Annotated in this window: 9 protein-coding genes; 6 read left to right on the forward strand and 3 right to left on the reverse strand. The window is 59.8% G+C overall.

Features of this window, described 5'->3' with window-relative positions:
* The first annotated feature begins 108 nt into the window (after nt 1-108).
* On the forward strand, nt 109-1,965 hold the full coding sequence (locus ABRP84_RS01895) for a BCCT family transporter (protein ID WP_349852430.1): 1,857 nt from the start codon (nt 109-111) through the stop codon (nt 1,963-1,965).
* Nucleotides 1,966-2,099: 134 nt separating this feature from the next.
* On the forward strand, nt 2,100-3,932 hold the full coding sequence (gene metG / locus ABRP84_RS01900; RefSeq protein WP_284902126.1) for a methionine--tRNA ligase: 1,833 nt from the start codon (nt 2,100-2,102) through the stop codon (nt 3,930-3,932).
* A 93-nt stretch (nt 3,933-4,025) separates the two neighbouring features.
* On the opposite strand, the gene ABRP84_RS01905 is transcribed toward metG, so the two are convergent.
* Together ABRP84_RS01905 and ABRP84_RS01910 are read right to left on the reverse strand one after the other, a co-directional pair.
* Complete coding sequence (locus ABRP84_RS01905) at nt 4,026-4,526, reverse strand: GNAT family N-acetyltransferase (protein ID WP_349852433.1); 501 nt, start codon at nt 4,524-4,526, stop codon at nt 4,026-4,028.
* A 114-nt stretch (nt 4,527-4,640) separates the two neighbouring features.
* Nucleotides 4,641-5,021 carry a GNAT family N-acetyltransferase gene (locus tag ABRP84_RS01910; protein ID WP_349852435.1) on the reverse strand — a complete coding sequence of 127 codons (381 nt, stop codon included), beginning with the start codon at nt 5,019-5,021 and terminating at the stop codon, nt 4,641-4,643.
* 25 nt (nt 5,022-5,046) lie between these two features.
* On the opposite strand from ABRP84_RS01910, the gene ABRP84_RS01915 reads away from it, so the two are divergent.
* The 4 genes from ABRP84_RS01915 to ABRP84_RS01930 all read left to right on the forward strand — a co-directional run bounded on the left by ABRP84_RS01915 (nt 5,047) and on the right by ABRP84_RS01930 (nt 9,260).
* Nucleotides 5,047-5,886 carry a TatD family hydrolase gene (locus tag ABRP84_RS01915; RefSeq protein ID WP_349852437.1) on the forward strand — a complete coding sequence of 280 codons (840 nt, stop codon included), beginning with the start codon at nt 5,047-5,049 and terminating at the stop codon, nt 5,884-5,886.
* 269 nt (nt 5,887-6,155) lie between these two features.
* The gene (locus ABRP84_RS01920; protein ID WP_349852439.1) at nt 6,156-7,331 is read left to right on the forward strand and encodes a resuscitation-promoting factor; all 1,176 of its coding nucleotides are present in this window, start codon (nt 6,156-6,158) and stop codon (nt 7,329-7,331) included.
* 88 nt (nt 7,332-7,419) lie between these two features.
* Complete coding sequence (rsmA, locus tag ABRP84_RS01925; RefSeq protein WP_349852441.1) at nt 7,420-8,283, forward strand: 16S rRNA (adenine(1518)-N(6)/adenine(1519)-N(6))-dimethyltransferase RsmA; 864 nt, start codon at nt 7,420-7,422, stop codon at nt 8,281-8,283.
* Nucleotides 8,280-9,260: a 4-(cytidine 5'-diphospho)-2-C-methyl-D-erythritol kinase gene (locus ABRP84_RS01930; RefSeq protein ID WP_349852443.1), complete on the forward strand. Its 981-nt coding sequence runs from the start codon at nt 8,280-8,282 to the stop codon at nt 9,258-9,260. Before rsmA ends, ABRP84_RS01930 begins: the two co-directional genes overlap by 4 nt.
* Before the next feature lie 51 nt (nt 9,261-9,311).
* Here ABRP84_RS01930 and ABRP84_RS01935 read toward each other — a convergent pair whose 3' ends face one another.
* A complete protein-coding gene (locus ABRP84_RS01935; RefSeq protein WP_349852445.1) occupies nt 9,312-10,631 on the reverse strand; it encodes a hypothetical protein in 1,320 nt (439 codons plus the stop codon).
* Between the last annotated feature and the right edge of the window lie 5 nt (nt 10,632-10,636).

A 10,636-nucleotide genomic window follows, 5' to 3' on the forward strand; every position in this document is an offset into this window, starting at 1 on the left:
TATAAGCATGCAGGAAGCCTTAAGGAAGTACTCAAAAATGTATGTAAGCTGGGGTTTTGGTAGCAAAACGGTTTGAAAAATTGGGGTCGCGCCACCAGTCTAGAGAGCATGACTAATACTGAAAATAACGGCGCTGGTCTGCCCGAAGAGGGGAAGGGGCCCGGCGAAGCGCCGGCTGGGACCACTTCTGCTGCTTCGAGTGAACAGCCGATTGAGGATTATCAAACGGTAGAAGAGGCACTGGACGAGCAAACGGCGACGAGCCAGATCCAGGACATGATCAACTCTGAGGGGTTCCACCCCGAAGAGTATGACGATCCGGAAATCGAAATCGCCGCAGACCGCGATAATATCCCCATTGACTGGACCATCATGGGCATCGCGGGTGTGCTCGTGGCCGCCATCGTTATCTGGGGCCTTGCCGCACCGGATAACTTCGCGGACTTTTCTTCCGCGGCCCTGACGTGGGTCGTCGATAAGTTCGGTTGGGCCTATGTGCTCTTCGGCACCGTCTTTGTGGCCTTCGTTATCTTCATCGCGTTCTCTAAGTTTGGCTCCATTAGGTTGGGCCACATCAATGAGGAACCGGAGTTTTCCACGCCTTCGTGGATCGCCATGATGTTCGCTGCCGGTATGGGCATCGGCCTGATGTTCTACGGCGCTTCCGAGCCGCTGGCGAACTACCGCGACGGTACGCCTGGCCAAGGAACGGAAAACGTGGGCTCGTCCATGGCCTATGCCATGTTCCACTGGACGCTGCACCCCTGGGCTGTCTACGCCATTGTTGGTTTGGCCATCGCGTACTCGACCTACCGCATCGGCCGCAAGCAGCTGTTGAGCCAGGCCTTCGTGCCGCTCATCGGCGAGCGCCGCGCCAACGGCGGATTGGGCAAGTTCATTGACATCTTGTCCATCTTCGCCACCGTCTTCGGCACCGCCTGCTCCCTGGGTCTTGGCGCGCTGCAGATTCAGGCCGGCTTGGAAGCCTCCGGCATCATCGATAACCCAACCCAGTCTGTGGTTATCGGTATTGTGTTGGTCCTGACCTTGGCTTTCTTGCTGTCCGCGCTCTCCGGTGTGGGCAAGGGCATTCAGTACGTGTCCAATGCCAACATGGTCTTGGCTGCGGTGCTGGCTATCTTCGTCTTCATCTTGGGCCCAACCGTGACCATCCTGAACCAGATTCCGGGATCCATCGGTAACTACTTCAACTACTTCACCGAGATGATCGGCCGTACCGCCGAGTCCGAAAACGGCACCGCCGGTGAGTGGCTGTCTGGCTACACCATCTTCTACTGGGCATGGTGGGTCTCCTGGTCCCCATTCGTGGGCATGTTCCTGGCACGCATCTCCCGCGGCCGCTCCGTCCGCGAGTTCTGCTTGGGCGTCCTGCTCATCCCAGCGGGCGTTTCCACCCTGTGGTTCGCCATCTTCGGTGGCACCGCAATCCACATGGAGCAAAACGGCGAATCCATCACCGGCGAATCCGCCGAAGTAGAGCTGTTTAACCTCCTGCACAACCTGCCCGGTGGCTTCATTGCCGGCGTCGTCGCCGTCATCTTGCTGTCCACCTTCTTCATTACCTCCGCAGACTCCGCTTCCACGGTGATGGGTTCGATGACCCAGAATGGTGCCGCAACCGCGAAGCCGTGGCTATCCGCCCTGTGGGGTGCCCTGACCGCAGCCGTTGGTTTGACCCTGCTCTTGGTCAATGAGGACGCACTGTCCAACCTGCAGAATGTCACCATCGTGGCGGCGCTGCCGTTCTTGTTCATCGTCATTGGCCTGATGTTCGCCATTTACAAGGACTTGAGCCAGGACATCATTTACCTCGAGTACCGCGAGGCGCAGCAGTTCCAGCGCAAGATGGCCCGCGAGCGCCGCTTGCACCGCGACTACCAGCGCACGCAGGTGCTCAAGAAGCGCCGCAACGAGCGTTTGAAGAACCCGATGAAGCGCAAGTAGATAGAGCATCTACCGCCTTCGGTAGCAGCGCCCGCCGCTTTCCCATACTTGGGAGGGAGGCGGGCGCTTTTCGGTGGTAGAGATAATGTGCCCTCAACGTGTGTTCGTGCAGGTGCTTCGATAAACTGGACTCCATGACTGAGTCTTTAGTAGTAAATGTTGCCTGGCCATACGCCAATGGCCCGCGCCACATCGGTCACGTGGCTGGTTTTGGCGTTCCCTCTGACGTATTCGCTCGGTTCCAGCGAATGCGTGGCCGCAACGTACTCATGGTCTCCGGCACGGATGAGCACGGCACCCCGTTGCTGGTCCAGGCCGATAAGGAAGGCGTATCCGTCCGCGAACTCGCAGACCGCTATAACCGCCAAATCGTCAACGATCTGGCCAACCTCGGGTTGTCGTATGACCTTTTTACCCGCACCACCACCCGCAACCACTATTCGGTGGTACAGGAGCTGTTCAAGGGTCTCAATGAGAACGGCTACATGCTAAAAGAGACCACAAAGGGGGCAATCTCTCCGTCCACCGGCCGCACGCTGCCGGACCGCTATATCGAGGGCACGTGCCCCATTTGCGGTGCCGATGGCGCCCGCGGTGACCAGTGCGATAACTGCGGCAACCAGCTGGACCCGGTAGACCTGATTGACCCAGTGTCCAAGATCAACGGCGAAACACCGCAGTTCGTGGAGACCGAGCACTTCCTGCTGGATCTGCCGTCGCTTAAGGACGAGCTGCAAAAGTGGCTTTCCACCCGCGAGGATTGGCGCCCGAACGTGCTGAAGTTCTCTTTGAACCTGCTGGAGGATATGCGTCCGCGCACCATGACCCGCGATATTGACTGGGGCATTCCCATTCCGGTGGAAGGCTGGCAGGACAATAACGCGAAGAAACTATACGTGTGGTTCGACGCCGTCGTGGGCTACCTGTCCGCCTCCATCGAGTGGGCGCACCGCACCGGCCAGCCGGAGGCGTGGAAGGAATTCTGGCAGGACCCAGAAACCCGTCATTACTACTTCCAGGGCAAGGACAATATCACCTTCCACTCGCAGATCTGGCCGGCGGAATTGCTGGGCTATGCGGGCAAAGGCTCGAAGGGCGGCGAGCTGCACCAGTACGGCGAGCTGGACCTGCCCACGGAAATCGTCTCCTCGGAATACTTGACGATGTCCGGCTCCAAGTTCTCCTCCTCCAAGGGCGTGGTGATCTACGTTAAAGACTTCCTGGCGGAGTTTGGCCCGGATCCGCTGCGCTACTTCATCGCCGTGGCTGGTCCCGAAAACAACGACGCGGACTTTACATGGGATGAATTCGTGCGCCGCGTCAATAATGAGTTGGCCAATGGCTGGGGCAACCTGGTCAACCGCACCGTGTCCATGGCGCACAAGAACTTTGGAGAGGTTCCGGTCCCGGCGGCCCTAGAGGAGCGCGACGAGGCCATTTTGCAGCTGGCGGAGGAGACCTTTACCACCGCCGGTAACCTGCTGGAGCAATCCAAGTTTAAGCAGGCCATCGTCTCCATCATGCACGTGGTGGGCGAGGCGAATGCGTATATCGCCTCCCAGGAGCCGTGGAAGTTGGCCAAGGATGAAACCCAGCGCGAACGCCTGGCCACCGTTTTGTGGACCGCTCTGCAGGTCGTGTCTGACTGCAACGTCATGCTCACCCCGTTCCTGCCGTTTACCGCGCAGAAGGTGCACGAGACCTTGGGCCGCACCGGCGAATGGGCCGCGCAGCCTGAGGTACGCGAGGTCAAGGACGATATCCCGGTTGAACTCGTGGGTGCGGGCCTTCCGCCAGAAAACCACGAATATCCGGTAATTATGGGTGACTACACCCAGCAGCAGGCCAAGTGGGAGCGCATCCAGGTGGCACCGGGTACGACCTTGGCAAAGCCGAAGCCGCTGATTTCCAAGCTGGATCCAGAGCTCGGCGAGACCGGCCCGGAATGGGCGCCGGTGATGAACTAGCTCGGTAACCCCAGCGTAGATACGAAGGCGCGGTGGCCAATCCCAATGAAAGGGGAAGGCCACCGCGCTTTTGCTATGCCTAAAAGGTTCTGCCTAGTGCTGGAAATCACGCTGCAGGTGAACCAGGCCTAGGCGCACGCCGTCCTTGGTGTGGATATTGGGCATACAGCCGGTTTCTTTAAACCCAAACTTCTTGTGCAGTGCGATGGAACCGGCATTGGTATCCACGATGTAGGTAATCATGGTCTCGATATAGGGATCGTCGGCGGCGATGTCCATGAGGGCATCGAGAAGCTCAGAGCCCACGCCCTTGCCCTGGGCTGCGGGGGAGATGTACACGGAGTCTTCGACGGTGCCGTAGTAGATGGCGGGTGTGACGAATTGAAAGTAGGCGGCCCAGCCGATGATTTCATCATCGTCTACGGCAACAAGCACGGGCGAGCCCGCCTTGGACATGTCCTTGAGCCAATCCTCGCGGTCTGCAACCTCTTCTTGCCAGGTAATGAGGTTATTGGCCGGTTTAGCGGCGGAGGCGGCGTTGTAGATGGCGGAAATGGAGGGGGCATCGGCAAGCTCAGCGGGGCGAATGTGCATTAAAAGTCCTTTACACCAGAAGTTCTAAGTGAGTGAGGCTAAGCCAGTGATCGAATTTGTAGGTTACCTCTTTGAGAGTTCCCACGTTTTCAAACCCGAACTTTTCATGCAACTTTAATGATGCCGTATTAGTAGGGCGAGCAGCGAATGCACCTTGTCATCCGCCCGGGCGCGGTCTACCAGCTCGCGCATAAGGGCGGTGCCCACGCCTTGGCCCTGGGCATTGGGGGAAAGGTAAATCGTGGTTTCATAGCAGCCCTGCCAGATGCAGGGATCGCGGTAGGGGTGATAGAGCGCCCAGCCCAAGTATTCGCCCTCGTCGGTTTCGGCAACGAGGAAGGGACAGTCCAGTTCCTGGATGTGGCGCAGGTGTTCTTCGCGTTCAGCCACGGTGACTGGGGTGGAATCAAAGATGACATCGGTGTGCTCGATGGCCCAGTTGAGGGTATCGGTCATGGCGGGGACATCACTCAGGTCCGCTGGTCTGATCAACATAGCTGCCAATATTACAATTGTGGGTATGTCTAAAAAGAAGCCACGTCCTACTCCCATTCCGGCCCCAGGGCTCAGCGGCCTCAGCGATGCACATACCCACCTTTTCTCGCATAAAGATACCGATGAGGTGCTGGTCAACCGCGCCCGCGCTGCTGGGATATCCCGCCTGGTGACGGTTGGCGATGACCGCCGCGAGTCCGAGGCAGCCCTTGCGACCGCGCGCGCGTTTCCCAACGTGTACGCCGCCTGCGCCATCCACCCGGTGCGGGCGAATGAGCTAGACGCGCCCACCAAAGCCGCGTTGGAGGAGATGGTGGCGGATCCGCGGTGCGTGGCGGTGGGAGAGACCGGCATGGACGCCTATTGGGTCCACCACGAACCGGAGACCACCGCGAGCTTGGTCCAGCAGGAAGAATCCCTACGCTGGCATATCGATCTGGCGGTGCGCACCGGCAAGACGCTCATGATCCATAACCGCGAGGCGGATCAAGACTTGCTGCGCATTCTTGCCGATGCCCCCACGCCTGAGACCGTCATGCTCCACTGCTTCTCTTCGCCGCTGCGGGTGGCAGAAGAAGCATTAGAGCGCGGCTACGTTTTGTCCTTTGCTGGCAATGTCACCTTCAAGCGGAATGCGGAACTGCGCCAGGCAGCCGCGCTGGCCCCGGCCGGGCAGTTGCTTGTAGAAACCGATGCGCCGTTTATGACTCCAGAGCCGTTCCGCGGGCAGCGCAATGAGCCGTCCCTCATCGGGCACACCTATGACTGCATTGCACGGGCCCGCCACCAAACCACTCAGGCATTGGCGGCGGAGGTCAATGAGACTTTTGACCGTGTGTATGGAATTAGCATGACAGGAAAGTGAGGATTGTCACAAAATTAAATCCGCTGGTCGCTGGTGGTATGGGTGCTGGATGTGACAACTGTTTTCGCCCGTTATAACTGTGGCGCACCGCTTCTCGACTTTCCCTACTCGTTATCGTATTGTTATTGATTGTTCGTTGAGGCTTTACGCCTCTACCTTCCCGCCGCGCCGGTTCACAGTGGAGCAGCGCGGCATCGCCGCTGGTTTTCCCTAGCCAGCGGCAACAATTGTGATACTGGATAGACAGCACCACCGGAGATTAACTACACATGGCACCTCACCACATTAAGCGCATCAATAATTCACGTTCCCTGCCCCTGCGCCTGGCAACGGGTGGCGTCTTGAGCACCCTCGCCGTCGGCGGCGTCGTGGCGATTGCCGCGCAGAAAGACTTGGTCGTAGAAGTCAACGGCGACAAGGTAGAGCTGGCCACCTTTGCCAAGGACGTGGACGGCGCCCTGCAGGCCGCCGGCGTCCAGGTGGGCGAAGAAGATATCGTCTCGCCCGCACCATCTGAGTCCGTGGCCGATGGTGATGAAATCTCCGTGCGCACCGCTAAGCCGGTCGCCGTGTCCATCGATGGTGATCAACAGCAGCTTTCTACTACCGATCTCACCGTGTCTGACCTGCTCAATAACTTGCAGGGCGTAAACCCGGGAGCTGCCGTGAAGTCTGGCGAGGATGACGTGGATAAAGATACCCAGCTGAAAGACGGTATGGATCTAGAGGTCGTTTCCCCCAAGATCATCAAGATCAACGATGGTGGCAAGAATACCTACACCAAGATTGCCGCCAAGACCGTGGGCGATGTGCTCAAGAAGCGCGGTATTAAGCTCGATGAGGATGACCGCGTCTTCCCAGCCAAGGAAGAAAAGGTCACCGAGGGCATGTCTATCAAGGTAGAACGCATCGACATTCAGACCGAGGATGTCACTGAGGAATTCGACGCCGAGCCGCATTTCGTGGATGACCCCGAACTGGAAGCCGGCGCCGAAGAGGTGCGCGAACAGGGCGAAAAGGGCAAGCGCGAGATCACCCGCAAGGTAACCCTGAAGAATGGCAAGAAGGAATCCGAAGAGGTCATCAAGGACGAGGTCGTTGTAGGGCCAAAGCCTGCGACCATCGCCCGCGGCACCAAGCAGGCGGAGCCGGAGCCGCAAGGCGGTAACTCGGGTGCGTCAGCCCCCGCCGTGGCCGATGGCTCCGTATGGGATTCCATCGCGCAGTGCGAGTCCACCGGTAACTGGTCCATCAATACCGGAAATGGTTTCTCCGGCGGCCTGCAATTCACGCCTTCCACGTGGGCTGGCTTTGGGGGCACCGAATACGCGCCCGAGGCATGGCAGGCCACCCGCGAGCAGCAGATCGCCGTGGCACAGAAGGTACAGGCTTCCCAGGGCTGGGGCGCATGGCCTGCATGCACCTCTAAGTTGGGGCTGCGCTAAAAAGCACGCACAGCACCGCGCACTCTGCACCCCGCGTCATTACGGCGCGGGGTGCGATTTTCTGCATTCTTCTACTAGGTTAGAAAACATGACTGATTCCCCGGGCGCCGCGCTTTTAGGCCCAGTAGAAATCCGAGCTTTAGCAGAGAAACTGGATATCACGCCCACCAAGAAATTGGGGCAGAATTTCCTCCACGATCCCAATACCATTCGCCGCATCATCGCGGCCTCGGACCTGGATCCCGCAGACCGCGTCGTGGAGATCGGCCCCGGGTTGGGGTCGCTGACCTTAGGGCTGGTGGAATCCGTTGAGGATCTCACCGCGGTGGAAATCGATCCGCGCCTGGCGGCGCAGCTGCCGGCAACGGTGAGTGAGCGCGCGGCGGACTACGCTAAGCGCCTGCGCGTGGTGGAAAAGGACGCGCTGCGCGTGACCAGCGAAGATGTCGCGGCACCTACGGCGCTGGTGGCCAACCTGCCCTATAACGTGGCAGTGCCGGTGCTCTTGCACTTTTTGGAGACCTTTCCCTCCATCCGCCGCGTGCTCGTCATGGTGCAGCTGGAGGTGGCGCAGCGCCTCGCTGCGGAGCCCGGCAGTAAAATTTACGGCGTGCCTTCCGTGAAGGCCGGATTTTATGGCACGGTGAGCCAGGCTGGGACCATAGGCAAGAATGTCTTTTGGCCCGCGCCCAATATCGCCTCCGGTTTGGTGCGCATCGATGTCTTCGATACCCCGCCTTGGCCGGTTGACGATGCCGCGCGCGCTGCGGTCTGGCCGCTTGTCGATGCCGCCTTTGCCCAACGCCGCAAAACCCTCCGCGCCGCGCTATCGGGCCACTACGGCTCCGGCGCGGCCGCCGAGGAGGCCTTGCGCGCGGCCGGAATCGATCCGAAGCAGCGCGGGGAAAAGCTCGCTGTTGCAGACTTTGTACGATTGGCAGGACTACAGTGAGCGCACCACACGGAAACGAGCCGATCACCTATACCGCGCATGCGCACGCCAAGGTCAATGTGCGCCTTGGCGTGGCGGAACCGCGGGAGGATGGCTTTCATGAGCTAGTCACGGTCTTTCAGTCCCTGAGCCTGCACGATACGGTAACGCTGACTGATTTAGGCAACCCCGAAGTGGATAAGCCCCGCGTGCAGCACCTCAAGGTATCCGGTCCGCACGCGGCGGGCGTGCCCGAGGACGATACGAACCTGGCCTGGACTGCGGTAGACCGCATCATGCAGCACCTGTATGTCACCCGCGGCGGCATCAAGATTCCAGAGGTGGGCCTTGAGATTCACAAGGCGATTCCCACCGCCGGCGGCATGGCGGGCGGTTCTGCGGATGCCGCGGCGGCGCTGCGCCTTGCCGAGCGCTGCTACGGCCGTTATTACGGGATTGATTCGGTAGGAGATCACATTCTGAATGCCTTGGGCGCCGCCCTCGGCTCCGATGTGCCGTTTACCTTGCTGGGCGGCACAGCGCTTGGTACTGGGCGCGGGGAGCAGTTGACCTCCATGATGACCAGGGGCACCTATCACTGGGCGCTGATCGCTTCTGACCGTGGGCTCTCAACACCAAGTGTGTTCAGCAAACTCGATGAATTGCGTGATGCAGGGCGGGTAACCGCGCCGGCGCTCGATACGACGGAGGTTTCCCAGGCGCTTATCTCCGGCGATGCCCACCGTGTGGCGGCGCACCTACACAATGATCTACAGCCCGCCGCGCTATCCCTGCGCCCAGATCTCCGCAAGACCTTAGAGGCGGGCATGGATGCGGGCGCGCTCAACGGTATCGTCTCCGGCAGCGGGCCCACCTGCGCGTTCTTATGCGCTTCGCAGGAAGATGCGGAGGAAGTTGCAGCACAGGTCAGCATAGAAATACCGGGCACCAAGGGCGTTGTAGCCCAGGGCCCGGCTGCGGGTGCGGAGGTGCTCTAGCTTGGGGCGAGTGGGGGCATCGCCAAGCACGAGCACTAGAGCGCTGGATATTTAGAGCACGGCCATTTCGGTGGGCTCAAAGTCCAGCTCGTAGCGGTCGGTTTCCTTACCGCGCAAGAGGTCGATGACGACGAGCTCCTTCTTCTGCGCGTCCGTGATGTAGGCATAGCCATTGGCGGCCTTCAGGATTGGGCCCGGCTGCTGCCACTCCTCGTTTTCCTTCCACTTGGAAATCGCGTCGATCTGCTTGGTGATTTCGCCGGAGTCTGGGTCGATGACATTGAGCTTGCCATCGGTGGTGAGCACTAGGGCCTCGCCCATCGGGCCGCGTGCCAGGGAGCGGAACCAGTAGGAGCCGTCCAAGTCCACCTTCTTGGCGGAGTAGTCCTCGGTATTGATCAGCGTCACGGAGGTGGGGTGCTCGGACTCGGCGTCCTTGTCGGTCTTATTATCGGCCAGGATGACGTTCGATTCCTCAGAACCCGCGGCGTTTCCGGAGCGCTGGTAGCCATCGGCACCGGCATAGCCGGAGACGTCTACCTTGTGGAACTTGGAGCCGTCAAAGACTACGGGGCCGTCTTCGCAGCCAAAGAAGAGCTTTCCATTTCCAGCGGCTGCTTCGCCGTGGACGCCGGGGCACTTGGTGGTCTCATCCAAGACCTTGCCGTCCTTGTCCAGGTGCTGGATGGTGTGGCGCTCGTCCTCGGTGCCCTTGGTGATGACCACGGAGCCATCCTCAAGCGGGACGGCCACGCCGTGGTGCGCCTCGCCCGTCTTGACGGTGTTGACGGGCTTGGCGTCCTTGGAGCCGATGTCCTCGGTCTTATAAATCTTGGCTACGCCATCGCCATCAGAAAATAGGGCGGTAAAACCATCGTGGTGGACTACGTGGCCAGCGTGGGGCGCCTTAATCTTGTCATCGCCTAGCTCTGGATCTGCGGTGTAGTAGTGATTGTGGTCGCCGTGAGCCTTGGTGATGCGGCCGGTGTCGTAGGTGAGGAAGTTATCGCCCTTGGTCACCATGACGTGGCGGTCGTTGCCGGCGTCATTGAGGCGGAGGAAGGCATTCATCTCTTCTTCATCGAGGACGTCTCCGGATTTGGCATCGTAGGTGGTCAGACCATCAGCGTGGGAGAAGACGATGCGCGTGGGAAGCTGGGCTACCTCGGTCTGTCCTTCTTCGGCCTCCATGCCGTCGTGGGAGTGGCCCTCGTGATCATGATCGTGGTCATGGTCATGTTCGTGGCTTTCCGCGGTGGTGGATTCGCTGGTGTTTTGGGCGTCGGTGTCTTCTTCCGGCGCCGAGCAGGAAGCGATGGTGAGCGCTGAGGCAGAGAGGATAGTGCAGAGGGTAAGTGTGTGCTTCTTCATACACA

It is taken from the genome of Corynebacterium sp. KPL2861, from assembly GCF_040225475.1.
Classification (GTDB): Bacteria; Actinomycetota; Actinomycetes; order Mycobacteriales; family Mycobacteriaceae; genus Corynebacterium.

What these genes read in the sequence shown, in the direction of transcription:
- ABRP84_RS01915 (WP_349852437.1), top strand. Translation starts at nt 5,047, where the DNA reads ATGTCTAAAAAGAAGCCACGTCCTACTCCCATTCCGGCCCCAGGGCTC.
- ABRP84_RS01905 (WP_349852433.1), bottom strand. Translation starts at nt 4,526, where the DNA reads ATGCACATTCGCCCCGCTGAGCTTGCCGATGCCCCCTCCATTTCCGCC.
- ABRP84_RS01895 (WP_349852430.1), top strand. Translation starts at nt 109, where the DNA reads ATGACTAATACTGAAAATAACGGCGCTGGTCTGCCCGAAGAGGGGAAG.
- ABRP84_RS01910 (WP_349852435.1), bottom strand. Translation starts at nt 5,021, where the DNA reads ATGTTGATCAGACCAGCGGACCTGAGTGATGTCCCCGCCATGACCGAT.
- ABRP84_RS01935 (WP_349852445.1), bottom strand. Translation starts at nt 10,631, where the DNA reads ATGAAGAAGCACACACTTACCCTCTGCACTATCCTCTCTGCCTCAGCG.
- ABRP84_RS01920 (WP_349852439.1), top strand. Translation starts at nt 6,156, where the DNA reads ATGGCACCTCACCACATTAAGCGCATCAATAATTCACGTTCCCTGCCC.
- metG (WP_284902126.1), top strand. Translation starts at nt 2,100, where the DNA reads ATGACTGAGTCTTTAGTAGTAAATGTTGCCTGGCCATACGCCAATGGC.
- rsmA (WP_349852441.1), top strand. Translation starts at nt 7,420, where the DNA reads ATGACTGATTCCCCGGGCGCCGCGCTTTTAGGCCCAGTAGAAATCCGA.